The 20,434-nt window shown below is 64.8% G+C and carries 13 protein-coding genes; 5 read left to right on the top strand and 8 right to left on the bottom strand.

The window, feature by feature from the left end; translation table 11 throughout:
• The first annotated feature begins 177 nt into the window (after positions 1–177).
• Complete coding sequence (locus tag ACVWY0_RS00660) at positions 178–4,245, top strand: FtsK/SpoIIIE domain-containing protein (RefSeq protein ID WP_485835021.1); 4,068 nt, start codon at positions 178–180, stop codon at positions 4,243–4,245.
• Positions 4,246–4,261: 16 nt separating this feature from the next.
• On the opposite strand, the gene ACVWY0_RS00655 is transcribed toward ACVWY0_RS00660, so the two are convergent.
• Positions 4,262–4,699: a hypothetical protein gene (locus tag ACVWY0_RS00655; RefSeq protein WP_485835020.1), complete on the bottom strand. Its 438-nt coding sequence runs from the start codon at positions 4,697–4,699 to the stop codon at positions 4,262–4,264.
• A 230-nt stretch (positions 4,700–4,929) separates the two neighbouring features.
• On the opposite strand from ACVWY0_RS00655, the gene ACVWY0_RS00650 reads away from it, so the two are divergent.
• Positions 4,930–5,178, top strand: a complete 249-nt coding sequence (locus ACVWY0_RS00650; RefSeq protein ID WP_003804966.1) for a WhiB family transcriptional regulator — start codon at positions 4,930–4,932, stop codon at positions 5,176–5,178.
• Between the two features lie 103 nt (positions 5,179–5,281).
• Here ACVWY0_RS00650 and ACVWY0_RS00645 read toward each other — a convergent pair whose 3' ends face one another.
• The 4 genes from ACVWY0_RS00645 to ACVWY0_RS00630 are packed head-to-tail and all read right to left on the bottom strand — an operon-like array spanning position 5,282 to position 13,636.
• Positions 5,282–6,751 (bottom strand): sensor histidine kinase, encoded by a 1,470-nt coding sequence (locus ACVWY0_RS00645; protein WP_056343739.1) that lies wholly within the window; start codon positions 6,749–6,751, stop codon positions 5,282–5,284.
• A gap of 28 nt (positions 6,752–6,779) precedes the next feature.
• Positions 6,780–11,633 (bottom strand): NAD-glutamate dehydrogenase, encoded by a 4,854-nt coding sequence (locus tag ACVWY0_RS00640; RefSeq protein ID WP_485835019.1) that lies wholly within the window; start codon positions 11,631–11,633, stop codon positions 6,780–6,782.
• Between the two features lie 57 nt (positions 11,634–11,690).
• Positions 11,691–12,998: a CpaE/TadZ family protein gene (locus tag ACVWY0_RS00635; RefSeq protein WP_485835018.1), complete on the bottom strand. Its 1,308-nt coding sequence runs from the start codon at positions 12,996–12,998 to the stop codon at positions 11,691–11,693.
• Entirely contained in the window at positions 12,995–13,636 is a 642-nt protein-coding gene (locus ACVWY0_RS00630; RefSeq protein WP_485835017.1) for an SAF domain-containing protein, read from the bottom strand. Before ACVWY0_RS00630 ends, ACVWY0_RS00635 begins: the two co-directional genes overlap by 4 nt.
• A gap of 152 nt (positions 13,637–13,788) precedes the next feature.
• Here ACVWY0_RS00630 and ACVWY0_RS00625 point away from each other — a divergent pair, with 152 nt between their 5' ends.
• A complete protein-coding gene (locus ACVWY0_RS00625) occupies positions 13,789–14,004 on the top strand; it encodes a helix-turn-helix domain-containing protein (protein WP_104062208.1) in 216 nt (71 codons plus the stop codon).
• A gap of 192 nt (positions 14,005–14,196) precedes the next feature.
• Here ACVWY0_RS00625 and ACVWY0_RS00620 read toward each other — a convergent pair whose 3' ends face one another.
• A complete protein-coding gene (locus ACVWY0_RS00620; protein ID WP_485835016.1) occupies positions 14,197–15,408 on the bottom strand; it encodes an IS4 family transposase in 1,212 nt (403 codons plus the stop codon).
• A 71-nt stretch (positions 15,409–15,479) separates the two neighbouring features.
• Entirely contained in the window at positions 15,480–16,052 is a 573-nt protein-coding gene (locus ACVWY0_RS00615) for a hypothetical protein (protein WP_485835015.1), read from the bottom strand.
• A 148-nt stretch (positions 16,053–16,200) separates the two neighbouring features.
• On the opposite strand from ACVWY0_RS00615, the gene ACVWY0_RS00610 reads away from it, so the two are divergent.
• Both ACVWY0_RS00610 and ACVWY0_RS00605 read left to right on the top strand, forming a co-directional pair.
• Positions 16,201–17,034 carry a LysM peptidoglycan-binding domain-containing protein gene (locus ACVWY0_RS00610; RefSeq protein ID WP_485835014.1) on the top strand — a complete coding sequence of 278 codons (834 nt, stop codon included), beginning with the start codon at positions 16,201–16,203 and terminating at the stop codon, positions 17,032–17,034.
• Positions 17,035–17,077: 43 nt separating this feature from the next.
• Positions 17,078–17,545, top strand: a complete 468-nt coding sequence (locus tag ACVWY0_RS00605) for an Rv3235 family protein (protein WP_485835013.1) — start codon at positions 17,078–17,080, stop codon at positions 17,543–17,545.
• 123 nt (positions 17,546–17,668) lie between these two features.
• On the opposite strand, the gene secA is transcribed toward ACVWY0_RS00605, so the two are convergent.
• Positions 17,669–20,407 carry a preprotein translocase subunit SecA gene (gene secA / locus ACVWY0_RS00600; protein ID WP_485835012.1) on the bottom strand — a complete coding sequence of 913 codons (2,739 nt, stop codon included), beginning with the start codon at positions 20,405–20,407 and terminating at the stop codon, positions 17,669–17,671.
• Between the last annotated feature and the right edge of the window lie 27 nt (positions 20,408–20,434).

The raw sequence follows: 20,434 nt of genomic DNA, 5'->3' as shown, positions 1-20,434 counted from the left end.
GTTCGAATGCGGGCAGTGCAATGTTGCGCATTGTCTGCTGCACCAGCCTACCCGAGACCCCCTCGTGACCTACTAATCCGGCAGCTCAGTCCTTATCCACATACGGCACCTCGCCCCACGACATCCGCTTGCCTGATGGCTAGCTTTGAAACAAGCTGACCGTTAGGACCTTGCATCATGCCGCTGCACTGCACGCTCGTTCGGAGCCCCGGCGCAGCTCTGCAGGAACCACCCGTGGAGCTGACCATCGAGGGTCCGCACGGTGCTGCCGGTGCCGAACTGCAGGCCGCGCTGACGGCAAGCTTCGGGACCGGGATTGTGTCTGTCGACAGCCAGAACGTCGCTGAGCTCACACTCGGGCAGCCTCCACTGATCAACGGAGCCACACTCGTCGACGGGGCGGACCTCACGGCGCGCAGGTCCCGGCAGCGCACCTCCGAGCCTCCGGCGTCACTGGCATTGGCCGTCCACAGCGGTGCCGGCGCGGGGACAGTTGTGCCGCTGCGGCGCGGCACGTACACAATCGGCCGCAGAAATGCCGATATTCTCATCCCAGACGCCGACGTTTCGCGGGCCCACGCACACCTGGTGGTCACCGAGACAGCCATCACGATTGTTGATCTGGACAGCGCCAACGGCACCGAAGTGGACGGCGAGCGCGTGCGGAATGCCATGATTTCAACCGGATCCACCATCCGCTGCGGCAACTCCACAATGTCGTTGGTGTTCCTTGAGCGTTCGGGTGACGGCCTGGCCGACGCGGGGATGGATGTCCACGAGCCGTTGGTTATCAGCCGGCGCGACGATCCCACGAACCGCGCGGCCCTGCTTCTGACGGCTGTGCTGCCGGTGGTCATTGGCGTGGGGCTTGCCGTCGTGACCGGAATGTGGATGTTCCTGGCTTTCACGGCCGTCTCGGCGATCTCCATCCTGGTGCCGGTGATCGGCGGCCGCCGGCAGCGCCGCGAACTAGCTGCCGCGGTCAGGGGCGCTGTCACCCAGGACCAGGAACGACGACGGCGGGCCGCGCCGCCGCTCTCGGACCTGACCATCGGGGATACAACAGGGAGGGACCGTGCCGGGCCGCGCACCAACGAGGGCATCTGGCTGCGGCTGGGCCAGGCAATCCAGCCGGCCAACCTCCGGTTCGAGCCAACGGATCCGGGCCGCGCTGTCCCTTCAGCCGGCATGCTGCCACTAACGTTGAGTCCGGCCAGACCCCTCACCACCATCCGCGGGCCACGCGCCGCCGTCGACGGGCTGGTGCGCTCACTCCTGATGCAGCTTGCCGGTTATCCGCTGGGCCGGGATACCCGGGTGGTCATCCATGGCAAGGCGGAGCAGCTCCCCTTGGCCGCACGGTATCTGGACGGTGTCACGCTTTCCATTAACTCAAGTACTCTCGGGACCCTGCTGAAGCGAGGCTTCGGGCCTGCCCATGGACACGGCCTGCTCCTGCTTTTGGACGGCACGGAGTCCTCGGCCAAGATCACCGCCACGGCATTGGAATACGGGTGGCAGGTCATCCATGCCCCCGAAGCCGCGACCGTGCTGACTACAGCCGACGTGAAACTCGGTGAACGCTCGTCTGTGTTCAATGACGGTGATGACAGCATCCGCTTCGCTCCTGATCTGGCGCCCGTTGACGTCTTCAACAGGTTTTGCCGTCGACTGGCGCGGGAGGCAAACCAGCCAGTCGGTGCGGGACGGTCCATCCCCACGTCCTGCCGGCTCGCAGAGCTGCTCCCCCACTCCACGCCCGAAACATCCAGGCGATGGTCAGCAAACAGCAGCTTGCCCGGGCTTGCCGTTCCCATCGGGCGCGGTCTTGAGGGTGTCCGGACACTCGATCTCCAAAACGACGGACCCCACCTGCTGGTCGCCGGGACCACTGGCTCAGGAAAATCCGAACTCCTGCGCAGCCTCACTGTTGCTCTCGCCCTCAGCTACGCGCCGGACCGCATCAACTTCCTCTTTGTGGATTTCAAGGGCGGCTCCGGACTCGGACCCCTGACCGGGCTCCCGCACTGTGTGGGTATGCTCACCGACCTGAGCAGCCATGAGCTCGAACGCGCCCTGCAGTCCCTCCGCGCCGAGATCAAATTCCGGGAACAGAGCCTTGCGGCAGGTCAGGCACCGGACCTGACGTCATTCCGGGCAACGTCGGCGGGCCGCGCGTCGCCGCTCCCCCATCTTGTAATTGTCATAGATGAATTCCGGATGCTGGTGGAGGATGCTCCCGAATCGCTCCGGGAATTGATGAGGATCGCCGCCATCGGCCGTTCCCTGGGCATCCACCTGATCATGGCCACACAACGGCCCCAGGGCGCGCTGACGGCCGACATCCGCGCCAACGTCACCACCAGCATCGCGTTGCGCGTCCAGTCGGAGATGGAATCCGTGGACATCATCAATTCGAAAGCCGCGGCCGGGATCAGCGTAGATACTCCGGGCCGGGCTTACCTGGCCCGCGGAACGGAGGCTCCGCTGGAGTTCCAGGCCGGATCCCTGCCAGCCGGAGCCATCCGATCCGAACCCGCCGGAATCTCGGTATGGTTGGCCTCCGAGTACATCGATGCCCCTGCAGTGCTGGGGGGTTCCGGATCCGCCGGCCATGAACCGACGCCTGCCGAGGCAACCGCCCCGTTGATAGCTTTCATGTCCGCGTTGTGGGAGACCATGAACCGTCCGGCCATCCGGAAGCCGATTGCTGCACCGCTCCCCTGTCTCCTCCCCGAACCTGCAGGCTCGTCAACCCCCGGGACCGTAGTAGGCGACGCTGACGACGACAATGCCAGTGACAGGACCAAGGCCGACGCCGGTGCCACCAGCTGGTCCGTAGCGCTCGGCCTGATGGACCTGCCCGCGGAACAGCGAACGGCACCTTTGATTTGGGAGCCTGCCGGGCACGGACACCTGGCCCTTATTGGCGGACCGGAATCAGGAGTGCCCGAGGCCATCCGGCTGGCAGTCCTCCTTTTGGCATCCCACGCCCGGGAATCCCACTTTTATGTGCTGGACCCGGACAGTTCGTTCGTGGGGTTGGCTTCCCACTGCCGGGTGGGCGCCACGGCAGGACTGCACGAGCTTCGCCGCGCCGTACGCATCCTGGAACGTCTGGCAAGAGAGCAGTCACTCCGGCTGGGACGTCCCGCCGCTGACGACCACATACCGCTCGTGCTCGTGATCGCTGGCTGGGGATCCTGGCTCTCGGCCTTACGTGCCGGCCCGTTGGTGTGGGCCGAGGACGTTCTCCATGACCTTGTCCGGGATGGAAACCGGGCCGGTATCACGGTGATCATCTCGGGACAGCGGGAACTGGTCACTTCCAGGTTCTTCGCAGCCGTTCCCAACCGAGTGTATTTCCCGACCGGATCCAGCGACGACAGCCGGATTGCCTGGCCGAAACTGCCTTCAACAGCGTCCGTGGTGGGGAGGGGCGTGGCAGCGGGCGCACTGTCGGGCGGACGAACGGCAGTTTGTCAGTTCTACACGGCTGCCGGCGCTAAGGCCGCAGATCCGGGGGTAGCCCAAGCGCCAGAGCCTTCCCTGCGGCGTCGACCATTCCGAGTGGAGCCGCTGCCGGCCGTGGTACCGGCAGCCCGGATCCACGACGGGTTGGCCATTCAGATCCCGGCCGGGCCGAAAGCCAGGGGAACGCAGGGGCAACGCATCCTCCGCCTCGGCGTGGGCGGCGACGAACTTGAACCGGTATCCGTCCGGGTGCCTGCGGGCGGAGTGCTGGCCGTGCTGGGCGGCCCGTCGTCGGGCAAGTCCTCATTTCTCCGGCTCCTGTCGAGGGTCAACCCTGAAGCAGGACCGTGGCTTATGCCGGAGCAGGACACCGAACCGGGTGCCTATTGGTCCGGGATCCTGCGCCAAGCCACCACGGGCGGTCTGGAACGAAACTCGGTGGCTTTGGTTGACGACGCGGACCTGTTGCCGCAGGACGTCAACCGCGACCTTGCCGACCTCAACACGCTCGGAATCACGGTGGTGATGACCGCGGGGTACAGTCCGATACTCGCCCAGCGGGTTCCACTGGCGCTCCAGGCGCGAAACCTGGGCTGCGGCATCCTGATCGCGCCCCGGACCTTTATGGACGGCGACCTCTTTGGGGTCCGCTTCGAGCCGGAACCCAACCCGCCACCGGGACGGAGCGTTCTCATCCAGAACGGCCGCGCCACCGCCGTCCAGCTGGGCTGGGTACCGCCGGATCAGTCGCTGGACGGATTGGCCGCCTAGATGGCCGGCAACACGCCTAGAATGCCGGAGGCGAATCGCCTGTCCGGGATGCGTAGCTGATGACGCGTTTGTCGAACAGGAGGACTATGGCCGCAAGTGCCGGCACCACCATGGCGATCCCCGCCCAGATAACGCCGCCGGAAAGGGTCGGGACGCCGACAGTAAGGACAAACAACTGGGCCACCAGCGCCGCTGCCCTCGTCCACCGGCGCCCACGGAAGAGGAAGTGCCCCACCGAATAGAGCCAGGCCGAGAAAGCGAGCAAGAGGACCAGAGTAAATACGGCTCCCCAAAAAGACAGGACCGGCGCACCGGTCAGGAGCTCGTAGCCATACCAGGCGGCGGCAACCAACAGCGCGGTGGCCTCGGCGGCAACAACAAGAGCTATCGCCACAATGCCGCGCGGGCGCGTGGAAGGCGACGGATCTGCAGGGTTCATGGGGGGTCTTGACACACTGGCACCCTACCGGAGATAGTCGGACAGTGGCGGGGGTCGGCAATGCCCGTGTGATGTATCGCTCAGCTATCCGGGGATTTCAAGCAGTATTACCCCTTGTTTACACAGCGTTAACATGACAGGCTTGACTGAGATGACCAAGGGGGCCCCTCAGGGCCCTTTTCCTTTGTAGCTACTAGTGAATTATTTCACAAGAGCTTTTCCCAGAATTGGAGCAACTGATCAGCATGGATTGGCGTAACCGCGCGGCGTGCCTCGACAAGGACCCGGAACTGTTTTTCCCCGTAGGAAACACAGGGCCTGCCCTCCTCCAGATTGAGGAAGCCAAAAGCGTTTGCCGCCGCTGCCCCGTCGTTGACACGTGCCTCCAGTGGGCTCTCGAGTCCGGCCAGGACGCCGGCGTCTGGGGCGGCATGAGCGAAGACGAACGCCGCGCCCTTAAGCGCCGCGCCGCACGCGCCCGCCGCGCCTCCTAGGCCCGGTCCTTAAGGCTGTAGCACCAACAGCCTCACACAACGATGGCCGCAACCCTTCCGGGTTGCGGCCATCGGCTGTTAAGTCACGTGCAAGGTCCCCGGGCTACCTGGCCGCCAGGCTGAGGCGGATCTGGACAGCCGTTCCGCCGCCGTCGCGCGGGTGCCACGCGATGGTGCCGCCCAGCTCACTGGTGACCAGCGTGCGGACAATCTGAAGCCCCAGCCCCTCGACGTGCGGCGTATCCGGCAGTCCCACACCGTCGTCGGCAATGGTGACGGTCAGCAGTTCCTCGCCGTCTTCCTCTTCGGAACGGTCCGCGATGAGCCACACGGTGCCGGTCCGTCCTTCGAGCCCGTGCTCGACGGCGTTGGTCACCAGTTCATTGATGACCAGTGCCAGCGGGGTGGCGAAGTCGCTGGGCAGTTCCCCAAACAGTCCGGACCGTTCGGTCTTGACCTGCTGCGATGGCGAGGCGACCTCTGCGGAAAGCCTGAACTGGCGGCCGATCAGCTCGTCGAAGTCGACGCTCTGCGCCAATCCTTGCGAAAGAGTCTCGTGGACCAGCGCGATGGTGGCCACGCGACGCATCGCCTGCTCCAGGCCCTGCTTGGCCTCGTCGCTGACCATCCGGCGGGACTGCATACGCAGCAGGGCTGCAACGGTCTGCAGATTGTTTTTCACCCTGTGATGGATCTCGCGGATGGTCGCATCCTTGGTAACGAGTTCCATCTCCCGGCGCCGCAGTTCGGACACGTCCCGGCACAGCACCAGCGCACCAAAGCGCTGCTGCTCATCCCGCAGCGGGATGGCCCGCAGCGACAGGCTCACACCACGGGATTCAATCTCACTACGCCACGGCATCCGCCCCGTCACCACCAGCGGCAGCGTCTCGTCAACCAGCCGCCGGTCCTTCAGCAGGCCGGCGGTCACCTCGGCCAGGGAACGGCCTTCCAGCGACTCGCCGTCGCCCAGCCGCCGGAAAGCAGATACCCCGTTGGGGCTTGCGTACTGCACAATTCCTTCGGCATCGAGCCTGATCAGGCCGTCCCCTACACGAGGCGCGCCGCGGCGCGAACCGGTGGGCGAGGCAAAGTCAGGCCACAGCCCCAGCGTTCCCATCCGGAGGAGATCGTAGGCGCACTGCCGGTACGTCAGCTCCAGGCGGGACGGCATCCGGGAACTGGACAGGTCCATGTGGGTGGTCACCACAGCCAGGGTCCGGCCGTTGCGCACCATCGGCACAGCCTCCACCCGCAACGCCATGTCAGTGCTCCAGTTGGTCTCACTGGACCGCTCGATGGCACGGCTGCTCCAGGCCTTGTCCACCAGCGGCTGCAGGTCCTGCCGGATGGGCTCGCCCACAAAGTCGCCGTGGAACACGGTGTGCGTGGTGGACGGCCTGACGTGCGCCAGCGCCACATAGCCGTGATCCGGGTGCGGGAACCATAACGCCAAGTCGGCGAACGCCAGGTCAGCGACCATCTGCCAGTCGCCCACCAGGAGGTGCAGCCATTCGGCATCGCCCGGCCCGAAATCAGCGTGTTCCCTGATGGGGTCCGTAAAGATTGCCACTGCACCTCCAGTTACGACGCAGGGATTCCTAGCGTCGGACGATTGACCTCAAGAGCCTCAATGCTACCGACAGTGAGGCCATATCGTCGGCCTCAAGCGAGTTGACCTCGTCAAACATGCTCTTTGCCCTGCCCAGCTGCTCGGCATTCTGGCGTTCCCAGTCCTTCAGCCTGTCCTCCGCGGAGTCCCCGGACGCCGTCGACTCGAGTACCGCCGTCGTCATGTCCGAGACGGTGGAATAGAGGTCATCCCGGAGTGCGGCCCTGGCCAGTGCCTGCCACCTGTCCTGGCGCGGCAGGCTGCTGATCCGTTCCAGCAGCGAGTCAGCGTGGAAGCGGTTGAACACTGTGTAGTAAACCGCCGCAATCTCCTCCACCGGCTCCTTACGGGCGTGCACGATCTTGGCGATGTCCAGCAGGACAAAGCTCTCGAAGAGCTCCGCCCACCGGAAGGCAAGCCCGTCCGGGAGGTCCCACGCGCGCGCGGTCTCCAGCCAGTCCGCAACGCGGTCACGGTCATCGCCACGCAGGTAGTCCAGGAGCCGGGCCCGCATCGGGTCCAGGAGCGGCTTGAACTCGGCCACAGTCTCCACAATTGGCCGCGACGTGCCTCCCTGGGCCAGCAGCCACCGGACAGCGCGGTCCAGCAGTCGGCGGATGTCCAGGTGGACGGTGCTCCAGTGCTCTGTGGGGAACGACGCCGGCAGGCTGTTCAGCTCCCCCACCATCGTGTTCAGGTCGAAGATCTCGCGGAGCGCCACGAAGGCCTTGGCCACAGCCACTTCCGTGGCCGAGGTTTCCTCCATAGTCCGGAAGGCGAACGTGATGCCGCCCATGTTGATCATGTCGTTGGCCACCACCGTGGCAATAATCTCGCGCCGCAGCGGATGGGTGTCCAGCTCGGCGTCGAACCGTTCGCGCAACTGCTGCGGGAAGTACGCCCGCAGCGTCCCCCGGAACCACGGATCGTCGGCGAGGTCGCTGTCACGCAGCGACGACGCCAGTTCGATCTTCGCGTAGGCCGCCAGCACCGAGAGCTCCGGTGACGTCAGACCCTGGCCCTGGCCCAGTCGCTCCCGCAGGGTTTCGGTGCTGGGCAGCGCTTCGAGGTCGCGCTTCAGGTCAGCCGATTTTTCCAGCCAGTCCATGAGTCGCTCATAGCTGGGGCTCCACTCGGCCACCCGCATCCGGTCGTTCAGGAGAAGGATGTTCTGGTCCACGTTGTCCTCGAGGACCAGCCGACCTACCTCGTCCGTCATGGAGGCGAGGAAGCCTGCCCGCTCCTCCGGGGTCAGCTTGTCCGCAGCCACCATCCGGTCCACAAAGATCTTGATGTTCACTTCATGGTCGGAGCAGTCGACGCCGGCCGAGTTGTCGATCGCGTCGGTGTTCAGGATGACCCCCTGCAGGGCGGCTTCGATGCGGCCGCGCTGCGTCATGCCAAGGTTTCCGCCTTCGCCAACCACCTTGACCCGCAGGTCCTTGCCGTCCACGCGAATGCTGTCGTTGGCCTTGTCACCCACGGAGGCGTTGGACTCAGTGCTGGCCTTGACGTACGTTCCGATCCCGCCGTTATAGAGCAGGTCGGCGGGGGCGAGCAGGATAGCGCGGAGAAGCTCCGGCGGGCTGAGCTCGGTGGTCGCCTCGGGCAGGCCCAGGGCCGCCCGGACCTGCCGCGAGACCGGAATGGACTTGGCCTGGCGGGCGTACACGCCGCCGCCTTCGCTGATGAGGGATTTGTCGTAGTCGTCCCACGAGGACCGCGGCAGTTCGAACAGCCTCCGGCGTTCCACGAACGACGATTCCGTTTCCGGTGCGGGGTCAAGGAAGATGTGCCGGTGGTCGAACGCTGCCAGCAGCCGGATATGCCGGGACAGGAGCATGCCGTTGCCAAACACATCGCCTGACATGTCGCCCACGCCCACCACGCTGAACGGCTGGGTCTGGGTATCGACGTCGAGCTCGCTAAAGTGACGTTTGACCGACTCCCAGGCGCCACGGGCCGTGATGCCCATGGCCTTGTGGTCGTAACCCACCGAACCTCCGGAGGCGAACGCGTCACCGAGCCAGAACCCGTATTCTGCGGCCAGCCCGTTGGCGATGTCCGAGAACGTGGCCGTCCCCTTGTCCGCCGCCACCACAAGGTAAGAATCGTCGTCGTCGTGCCTGACAACGTCCGACGGCGGCACTACAGTTTCGCCCTCAGCTCCGGTGACGAGGTTGTCAGTGAGGTCCAGCAGGCCCCGGATGAACGTCTTGTAGCTTTCAACACCCTCCGCCATCCAGGCGGCACGGTCCGCGGCAGGATCGGGCAGCCGCTTGGCGAAGAAGCCGCCCTTGGCCCCGGTGGGAACGATGACCGCGTTCTTGACGGTCTGCGCCTTCACCAGGCCAAGGATCTCCGTCCGGAAATCCTCGCGCCGGTCAGACCAGCGCAGGCCGCCGCGGGCCACCTTGCCGAAGCGAAGGTGGACGCCCTCAACCCGCGGGGAGTAGACCCAGATTTCGAACATCGGCCGCGGGAAAGGCAGGCCCTCAATCCGGGCAGGATCGAGCTTGAAGCTCAGGTGCGTCTTGTACTGGAAGTAGTTGGTGCGGAGGGTCGCCTCGATCAGGTTCGCCAAAGTCCGCAGCACACGGTCGGCGTCGAGCGTTGCCACCTCTTCAATGGCAGCTGACAGCTCGCCGCGGACTTTCTCCTGGGCCGCAAGGCGCTCAGTCCCGCTCAGGGCGGGATCGAACCGGGCCGCGAAAAGAGCCGTCAGGGCCTTGGTGACATCGGGATTGGCGAGCAGCGTGTCCGCCATGAAGCCCACCGAGTTGGTATTTCCCATCTGCCGCATGTACCGGGCATAGGCCCGCAGGACAGTGATCTGGCGCCACTGCATCCCCTCACGCAGCACCAGCCGGTCAAAACTGTCCGACTCAACGGCGCCGGATACGGCGGCACCGAACGAGTCAGCCAGCAGCTGTCCCGTGGCCAGCGGATCTATGCCGGCAGGGTATTTCAGCCCGAGGTCATATAGGAAGAAGTCCCGCTGGTCAGCCGTCTCGATCTCAAAGGGCCGCTCATCCAGCACCTCAAGTCCCAGATTGTGGAAGAACGGCAGGATCTGGCTCAGGCTCTTGGGCTCCAGCATGTACAGCTTGACGCGGGCATCCTCCTCCAGGACTTCACCGGCGCCCTTGGGCAAGTACACATGGACGCCCGGCCGTTCCTGCCTGGCACCGGCCGTGCGCTCGGCTTCAGCCCCGTATTTCTCGAACCGGGCGATGTCCTCCAGCGCGTCTTCGACCTCGTAATCCACCCGGTAGCCGGCCGGAAAAGCCTCCGACCAGATCGCGGAAAGCTCCTTCGCCTGCTCATCGGCGCCGCGTTCCCGCAGGACTTCAGCGATGCCCTCACTCCACGAACGGGCTGCCCGGACCAGCCGCGCTTCAAGCTCATCGGCGTTGAAGTGGCTGACCTCGCTGCCCTTGGGCAGGCGGATCCGGAAGAACAGGCGGGCGAGGGCCGATTCGGTCATCCGCGCTTCGTAGTCGATGGACTCAGCCTTGAACGTGGTCCGTAATTCTTCCTCGATGCGGAGCCGGACATTGGTGGTGTACCGGTCACGCGGAAGGTAGACCACCGCGGACATAAAACGGCCGTAGATGTCCGGCCGGAGGAACAGCCGGGTCCGCCGCCGCTCCTGCAATCTCTGGATGCCGGTTGCGGTGGCCGCCAGGTCCTCGGTCTCGATCTGGAACAGCTCGTCGCGGGGGTAGGTCTCCAGGATCCCCAAAAGGTCCTTGCCGGAGTGTGAGTCCGGCGGGAAGCCGGCATTGCCCAGCACGGCGTCCACCTTTTCGCGCACGACGGGGATGTTCCGGACGGATCCGGCGTAGGCACTGGTTGCGAACAGGCCGATAAAGCGGCGCTCGCCGTTGACGTTGCCGGCCGCGTCGAAACTCTTCACGCCGATGTAGTCAAGGTACGCGGGGCGGTGGACGGTGGACCGTGAGTTTGCCTTGGTGATCACCAGCGCCCGCTTTTCGCGGGCCTTTTTTCGGCCGGCGTCGGTGAGATGCTGCATATGCGGCGCGCCCGGCTTCGCCCGGAGCAATCCGAGACCGCTGTCTTCACGCAGTTCCAGTACATCTTCACCGTCGACGGTGACGAGGTCGTACTCACGGTATCCAAGGAAAGTGAAGTTGCCGTCGTCGAGCCAGCGCAGGAGATCCTGCGCCTGCCGCAGTTCGGCAATCTGGGCCGGGTGGGACACCTGGTCGAGGCTCGCGGCAATCTGTTGGGCCTTGTTGCGCATCTTGGGCCAGTCTTCGACGGCGGCGCGCACGTCTCCCAGGATGCGGTCCAGCCCGTCCAGCAACGACGCCCTTGCCTCGTCGGAGACGCGGTTGATTTCCACGGCGATCCACGACTCCATGTGGGAGGCGTTTTCGCCCTGCGCGATGAGGTGCGACAGCATGGGCATCGCCGCCGTATCACCGCTGGACAGACCGATGTGGGAGGGGACGCGGTCAACTTTAACCAGCTGCCCCGTTTCCCGGTTCCGGGTCACCACGAACAGCGGATGAAGCACAAGCCCGATGGCGGCGTTCTGGCGCACAAGCTCGGCGTTGACCGAGTCGACAAGGAAAGGCATATCGTCCGTGACGACATAGACGACGCTGCTGTCCGCCTCGTTAACGATGGAAACCTGTGCCTGGCCCGGCTGCCGGTTCGCGGCCACACCCCGGTGGGTTTCCGCCCGGCTGGCCAGCGCCTCCGGGGAATAGGTCCGGGCATCCTCTTCGGCCAGATGCTGGTAGTAGTCCGCGAGGAATCCCTCCCGGTCACCAATGGCCAAGGCTTGATCCTCCACGCTGGATCCAGACGACATCAACAAACGCCTCCATCACAAGTTTGATGCTGCACCGTCGCAGCTCCTACGGCGAGCCTAACCCTTTCGGCGACGCCTCGGTGTGGAAGAAAATACAGAGGATCGCGAAGATCGCTGGACAGGTGCACAAACCAATTCAGCGATCGCCTGCCTGAGCTTGGAATCCGGCGCCGTTTCGAGCAGCAGAGAGCCGCCGAGCAGCGCCGCATCAGCTGCGGGGCTGTCCGCCGGCAGGAAGACCGCGATCTGCGACGACGGACCATACCGTTCCCACGCATCCTTCAGCTGGCGTTCCGGGGACCTCCCCACCGCCGCCGCCCGGACCTTGTTCATCACCACAACAGGCGACACCTGCGGGACTGCCATCTCGAGCTCCGCGAGTCCGCGGACCAGCCGGGGAACCCCCACCGGATCGGCGGCCCCCACGGCATAGACGGCGTCCGCCAGTTCCAGGCTCCGCAGGGTCGCGGCATTCCGGCGCGGAGCCATCGTGTCGAAGCTGAGTTCCTCGTCCGCCTCCAGGCAGAAGCCGGTGTCCACAACCACGACGTCGGCAACCTCCTTCGCGCGTTCCAGCACCAGCGACAGGGCTGCTGCCCGTAGTTCGGTCCACCTGTCCGCCCGGGTGATCCCGGTCAGGACTCGGAAAGTTCCAAGCTTGGTGGTGACCGGTGTGGCCACCTTCAGCAGCGCATCGGCGTCGAGCAGTCCCTGGTCCGCAAGCCGGCAGGCCTGCGCGATCCCCGCAGATTCATCCAGCAGGCCCAGGACTGCGGCGATGCTGGCCCCGTAACTGTCGGCGTCGACGAGGAGCACGGACTTCCCATCCGCAGCCAGTTCCCCTGCGATGTTGGCCGCGACGAAAGTCCGGCCGGGTGAACCGGCGGGACCCCACACGGCAATGATCTTGCCCGCCCCGGAGGCCTGCGGCACGTCCGCCTGGTCTGCGGGACGCTGACGCAACGCAGCGCTGGTGTCCCCCAGCCCGCTCCCGAACGTTGCATCCCTGGCGGTGCCTGTCAGCTGGGCAACGGCCTCGGCAATCCTGCCGGCCAGGGCGGCGGACTCTACTCCGGTCAGTGCGGAGGCCACACCGATCCCGCGCAGCCTGGCAGCCTCGTCGGCGTCATCCGTGAGGGCGATGATCGCCACGCCCACGGCACCGAGCCGATCAACGAGCGAAGCAGTCAGGCCCTCGCAGCCGTCGGCCACAACCGCGGCCCGTGCCAGGCCGCTCTGGCAGGCCGCCAGCAGTTCCGTCAGTTCGGTGCAGCGCCGGACCACCGTGACCGGACCGTGGAGCCGCTCCAACCCGCCCACCACGTCCTCGCGGGCCTGACCCACGGTGACCACGGGGATACTCATGAGGCCCCGCCCGGGTTCCACACCACTGAAATCTTGGCCTGGTTCGCCTGCGCGCCGAGGATGGCCGGCATCTGGCCGTCGGCAACCAGCACCATCAGCACCGTATTGCGGGAGGACCCCAAGGCCGTGGAGCTGGCGGTCACCTGTGCAATTTCCGCGCCGGGCAGCAGGAGCTTCGGCTCACTGAAGCCGTTGCGGGCATCCGGCAAGGCAACCCAGACGTCCACCCGGGTCCCTGCAACCGCCTGCGGCGGCAGTGCTTCCTCAATGGTCACGGCCACGGGCTTGCGGTCCAACGAATCCACAGTGGCCAGACTTTCCTTGGGCACCAATTGGTTCTTGCCGATTCTTTGGACTGCGACCAACCCGTCAGGGAGCCCTGCTTCAACGGTGACGTAATGCTGTTCGGTCTCACCCAGGCGGACCTTGGCCCGGACCACATTGTCCGCGGTCAGCTTCTCACCCACCGCAATGGAGTCCCGGGCGGCGTAAACCTCGGTTGTCTGATCAGCGCTGCCAACCAGCGAGATCACTCCCACCACCGATGCCAGGACCAGCAGCACGCCAACCAGCAGCCGGGGATCCTTCCACGACGGCGGTTTCAGCCTGGCACCTGTAGTAACAGCATCGTGGCTCATGCTCTTCTCCCCCTAGCTCAGGTCCAGGCGGCTGGCTGCGTCCGGACACCTCATTGTTACGGCATGGGCCCCGGAACAAAAGTCAAAAGACCAAACAACATCAAACTGTGGATAACCGCACCAGATGACGCCTTCAATGGCAAAATGGAGCTATGCCCAGATTCCTGACTCTCGCCGATGTTGCTGAACAGCTGCAAATCAACTCGCCGGCGGCCTATGCCTTGGTCCGCAGCGGAGAACTGAAGGCCATCCAGGTGGGTGGGCGCGGGCAGTGGCGCGTCGAGGAAAAGATGCTGGAGCAATACATCGAAGAGCGTTACGCCGAGGCCAGCCGCATGATCCAGGAAGCCAAAGCCAAGCAAGGCTGATTCTGGCTTGCGAGTCAGCCCTCGCAACCGCTTGTCCACTGAGTTTTTGTCCAGATAATCGCCTCAAACGGGCGGCAAAGTCCCATTAGGTGCCAGTTGGACATTTTGCGTTTGACGGCGCGGGGAACGGTGCGTTGTCGGCGTGGGGGCAGGAGTTCGTGGAGGATCTCCCGGCAGAAGATGGTGAAGGCTTCAGCCAGCCTGTGAGGGGGAAAAAGCCGGGCGCCCGGCGAGGGATCGCCGCGCGGCCCGGAGGGTGCGTGTAAACGAGAACTGGAGGGGGTCTTCGTCGAATTCCGCGGCGACGGCGCCGATGAGGGACCGGATCGCGTAGTGCGCGCACAGGTAGCCGTAGATTTCCTGCAGCACCCCGTCGGGTGTTTTGGAGCGCAGGACGATGTCGGGGCCACGCTGGTGGGTTTTCAGTTCGTCGAAGCTGGACTCAATTTCCCAGCGGCGGGCATAGAGGCCGGCCAGGTCCTCGGAGGAAGCAGCGGCAGGGTCCAGGATCGTGGTGATCAGCAGGAACGTGCTGATCTCCTCGCCGGTGGTGACCTCGTACTCGATCACCCGGACCGGGATCCCGTTGCTGTCCTGGCGCCGGTCTTTGGTGGACGGATACACGGCCGACAGGTAGGACCCGTCCTCGAACTCCTCAAGAACGGGCAGCACGCTGTTGGCTTTCATCCGCCACAACAACGCCGCCCCCGTCGCGGCACTGTCCTTCCAAGCGGTGTAGGAGAAGAACCCGCGGTCGGCCATGGCCAACATGTCCTTGGCCAGGTCTGCGAGGAGGGCCGGATACATATCGTGTTCGGAGGTGTGATAGCCCGAGACCACTGCGGAGGTGACCGCATGGGTGCCGCACTCCACCAGGCCCAGCACCCGTGCCTGCGGAAACGCGCTCTTGAACTCCGTTTTCGTCCCCGGCCGGCCATACGCCCGCTCGTTCGCGGGGGTGTCGGCCAGATCCAGGGTGGTCCCGTCCACGGACATCAGCCGCCATTGCCTGTAGAACCCGGGACCGCCCGGGACTGCGAACGGCTTCGCGACCTCGGCGAACAACTCCACCATCACCGCGGACCCCAACCGGTTCCTCGCCTTGTAAATGCCTGCTTTCGTCGGCATCGTCCACTCACGGAACCGGCCCGCCAGCCACTCCATCCCGGCCAGCAACGACCGCATGACCTCCTCATACGAACCATTGGAAAACAACGCCAAAGCCATCACGTAATAGACCATCAACCGCGACGGCAACAACCGATTCCGCTGCTCCAACGCCCCAGTACGCCCGATCACCGCGTCGACCACATCAGCCGGGAAGACCCGCGTCAACACACCAAGAGAAACGTGGTCACTCAACCGCTCGGGACCCTCCGGGGTCACCCATCCACTACGCGCCATGCCGAAAGATTAACACACCCGAGCTAAGTAAACGGCATTGCCATTAGGTGGACAAAAACTTCGGCCCGCGGCTACAGTTCCCCTGCACTCCGTGACCGCAGGGCACCCAGCGCCGCAAACGGAATCGTGGCTACCTGCCGAACCTGTGATGCACGCCGGGGCTCCCCGGGGCTGACCAGCGCCAGGTCCAAAAAGTCACTGCCCACCCGGTCGATGACTCCGGCCAGCCCGTTATCCCTTTCCGGCGCGTGGCGCAGAGTGACTGCAAGTTCGGCCCGGTCCCGCGCCAGGCCCCGCAGCGCATGCGCCAATCCGATCCGGCGCCGCACCTGCGAAGTCTCGGCCACTGAGCCGCGGCCAAGGCCCGCATAGCGTGCCACCGCGCCGTACGGGACCAGGACCTGGTGACGCAACTCGTTCAGGACCAGCGCATCAGCGCCGGCATGGCTCAGGGTTCCTTCGAAGGCGCGGCCACACGCCAGGTACACGGCTACGTGGCTGTTCAGGGAACCCCGCAAGCGGTCAGCCAGAGCGACGGAGGCTGTTTCCGCTCTTGCCCGCTCAGAGATCTCGGCATCGACGGCCAGCCGCTCGCCCTCGGCGAACTGTGCCTCAATATCACTGAACAGAGCATCCCAACGCATGGGGCCAAGCGTAGGGTGCGGGTTTGTTCGCGGTCAATTCACCAACGACTTCACTCCAGTCTCTGGACAAATCCAGTACAGCTGCGTCAAACTGAACCTAGATTTATCAAACAGCATCAAACTGCATCAAACATGAGATAGGAACATCATGACGGCAGCTACAGCACGTGGGCTCCGCGCAGACGCCGTCATGGCGGCGTCCATCCTCCTGTTGGGATTCTTCCTCTGCGTTGCCGGCGGGGGCATGGTGGGTCGATGGCAACTGTCCACAGCACGCCGGCAAGGCCCGGACCTCGATGACCTACTTGGTGCCGTGGCGGTCGCCGCCGGGCTGGCCATCGTGGCGTGGTGGATCTTCTCGATGGTTTTGGCGTCAGCGGCTGCCGTCCTGGACAGGTGCGGCAGGCGGCGGGCCGCCGACAGGGCCGGCAAGTGCTGCCCGGCATTTATGCGCCGGCTCGCTGTGGCCGCACTGTCGGTGCAACTGCTGTCGGCACCGCTGGCTCACGCAGCCGTCCCACCAGCCGGACCCGCCTGGGTACCCACGCAGGAAGTGGCGGTCCAGGACGTACCGGACCACGGCACAGCCATCCAGGCCCAGTGGTCTCCCACAAACGGCCACCGGCAGTTCCCGGAACCGGAGGGCAAACACCCCGCAGACACGGGAGGACAGACCACCGAAACTCCTGCGGCGGCGGTCCGGCCAGACTGGCGTCCCAGCCCGCCGGTCCCGGACCCCGGCCTGCTGGCGGCCCAGCCCGTCCGGGCGGAACAGGGCCCACCGGCGCCATTGAGTGAGGTGACGGTACTGGCGGGCGACACACTCTGGGACATCGCCTCCCGCCACTTGGGCCCGGCGGCTTCGGATGTGGATGTCGCCTTGCACTGGCCCCGCTGGTACGAGGCCAACAAATCCCGGATCGGCGAAAGCCCGCATGTCCTACTGCCCGGGCAGATTTTGAAAGCACCTTCCACGGCCTAACCGACGTTCCGATATTCATCAGCTCACGATTAAGGGGAATCACATGTACGCAGTTACGCCAATCCGCTCCGCCACGGTCGACCCGGGCGGCGCGGCAGCAGTCCGCCAGGTTCCTCCGCGCACCACTACCGCGCCGGTCGTGCCGCTGCGTGCGGCAGACGAAGCCTCCGAAATCCTGGCGATCACACGCAATACCGTGCAGGCGGCCATGGAAGTCCTCGCCGGCATCCGGCCGATCCACCAGCTCGCCCGCCGTCTGGATCCGCGTTGCCTCGCCGTGCTGCAGCACCGTGCGGCCTTGATCCGCCGCGAACAGTCGCGCTCTGCCTCGCCGTCCCTGGCCCGGCTGCACAAGAACTCCATCGTGCGTTCAGTCCGCGCCTGCGAGGTCGCCCCGGGCATCTATGAGGCAAGCGCCGTGGTGGTGGATGACATCCGGGCACGGGCTGTAGCGGTCCGGCTTGAGCGCAGCAAGCAGGTCTGGCGCGTGACCGAGCTTATAGTCGGCTGAGCCGCTTGCCCACGAATGCAAAAGTGCCCGGAGCTGAGGCTCCGGGCACTTCCAGTGTCGAACTATTCCAGTGACGATCTATTGCAGTGCCGACCTACGGCTGATCAGTCTCAGCCCCTGCTGTCAGCGGCGCTTTTTCCTGGCCGGACGCTTGGTGGCGTCCTGCGCTGCAGCCTTTGCGGGATTTCCGGACCGTGAAGAGACACGACCCTCCACCCGGGTCTGGGATGCGCCGTCTTCGCCGGGAGCCGTGTACTGCAGCTGGGCCGGCTTCTCCGGCGCTTCCAGGCCGGCAGCGTGGATCTGCGGTTCAACGTGCTCGGTGTGGCCACCTGCTGCGTCGGGCACCACCACATCCTGGGCTGGGGTCACCTCAACTTCAAGGTTGAACAGGAAACCGACGCTTTCCTCGCGAATGGCCTCCATCATGCTCTGGAACATTACGAAGCCCTCGCGCTGGTATTCCACCAGCGGGTCACGCTGTGCCATGGCGCGCAGGCCGATGCCTTCCTTGAGGTAGTCCATCTCGTACAGGTGTTCCTGCCACTTGCGCCCGATGACCGAGAGCACCACGCGGCGTTCCAGCTCGCGCATGCTCTCTGCGCCGATGGTCTCTTCCCGAGTCTGGTAGACCACACGTGCGTCGGAGAGCAGCTCCTCCTTCAGGAATTCAACAGTGAGCTTGGACTTGCCGCCGGCTTCCTCGATGATCTCTTCCGCTGTGACGCTGACGGGGTAGAGCGTCTTGAGGTTGGTCCACAGCTGGGTGTAATCCCAGTCGTCGCCATTGCCTTCGGCCGTGGCGGAGTCGATCAGGGCGGTGATGGTGTCCTCCACGAAGAACTGGACCTTCTCGTGGAGGTCGTCACCTTCGAGGATCCGGCGGCGGTCACCGTAGATGGCTTCGCGCTGGCGGTTCAGGACGTCGTCGTACTTGAGGACGTTCTTGCGCTGCTCGGCGTTGCGGCCTTCAACCTGGCCCTGGGCAGACGCGATGGCCCGCGAGACGAGTTTCGATTCCAAGGCCACATCATCCGGGACCGAACTGTTCATCAGCCGTTCGGCCGCGCCGGAGTTGAAGAGCCGCATCAGGTCATCGGTCAGGGAGAGGTAGAAGCGTGATTCGCCGGGGTCGCCCTGGCGGCCGGAACGGCCACGGAGCTGGTTGTCGATGCGGCGGGATTCGTGCCGCTCAGTTCCCAGGACATACAGCCCGCCGAGGTTCAGCACTTCCTCGTGTTCGTCCTTCACGGACTGCTTGGCCGCCTCCAGGGCAGCCGGCCAGGCGGCTTCGTACTCTTCGGAATTCTCTTCCGGGTCCAGCCCGCGCTTGGCCAGGTCGGCCACCGCGGTGAATTCGGCGTTGCCGCCCAGCATGATGTCAGTGCCTCGGCCTGCCATGTTGGTGGCCACCGTGACAGCACCGTTGCGTCCGGCCTGCGCAACGATGGCCGCTTCACGGGCGTGGTTCTTGGCGTTGAGGACTTCGTGCCTGATGCCCTCCTTGGCGAGCAGCCCGGAGAGGTATTCGCTTTTTTCGACACTCGTGGTGCCCACGAGGATCGGTTGGCCCTCTTCGTGACGCTCGGCAATGTCCTTCACGACGGCGTCAAACTTCACCTTTTCGTTCTTGAACACGAGGTCCGACTGGTCGAGACGCTGCATGTCCCGGTTGGTGGGGATCGCCACCACGCCGAGCTTGTACGTGCCCATGAACTCGGCGGCCTCAGTCTCGGCGGTGCCGGTCATGCCTGCCAGCTTGGAGTACATCCGGAAGTAGTTCTGGAGCGTCACGGTGGCCAGGGTCTGGTTTTCGGCCTTGATCTCCACGGCTTCCTTGGCCTCGATTGCCTGGTGCATGCCCTCGTTGTAGCGGCGCCCGGCCAGGATGCGGCCAGTGTGTTCGTCAACGATCAGCACTTCGCCGTCGAGGATGACGTAGTCCTTGTCCCGCTTGAACAGTTCCTTGGCCTTGATGGCGTTGTTCAGGAACCCGATGAGCGGAGTGTTCGCGGATTCGTAGAGGTTCTGGATGCCCAGGTAGTCCTCCACCTTTTCGATGCCGCTCTCCAGGACGCCGACGGTGCGCTTCTTCTCGTCCGCCTCGTAGTCCTCGCCGGCCTTCAGGCGCTGCACCACCTTGGCAAATTCGCTGTACCACCGGTTGGTGTCGCCCTGGGCAGGGCCGGAAATGATGAGCGGCGTGCGGGCTTCATCGATGAGGATGGAGTCGACCTCATCAACAATGGCGAAGTTGTGGCCGCGCTGGACCAGTTCTGACTGGTCCCACGCCATGTTGTCTCGCAGGTAGTCAAAGCCGAATTCGTTGTTGGTGCCGTACGTGATGTCCGCGGCGTACTGCTGCCGGCGCACCGCGGGATCCTGGTTGGACAGGATGCAACCGCTGGTCAGGCCAAGGAATCGGTAGACCCGGCCCATGAGGTCTGACTGGTATTCGGCAAGGTAGTCGTTCACCGTGATGACGTGGACGCCATTGCCGGTGAGGGCATTAAGGTAAGCCGGCGCGGTGGCCACGAGGGTCTTGCCTTCGCCGGTCTTCATTTCGGCGATATTGCCCAGGTGGAGGGCGGCGCCACCCATAAGCTGGACGTCAAAGTGACGCATGCCCAGGGTGCGGGATGAGGCCTCGCGCACGGCGGCGAATGCCTCGGGGAGGAGATCGTCCAGTTGCTCGCCGTCCCGGTGGCGGGCGCGGAGGTGGTCAGTTTCCTCCCGGAGCTCAGCATCCGTGAAGGTTTTGAACGAGTCTTCGAGCGCATTGATGGAGTCGGCATAGTTCCGCAGTTGCCGCAGGGTTTTTTTGTCACCCGTGCGGAGAAGTTTTTCGATAAGTGATGCCACGTGAAGATACTCCCAGTCTTATGCTGC

It is taken from the genome of Arthrobacter sp. UYNi723 (assembly GCF_054057635.1).
Note: the sequence above shows the minus strand (reverse complement) of the source record. Positions and strands in the feature narration are given on the sequence as shown.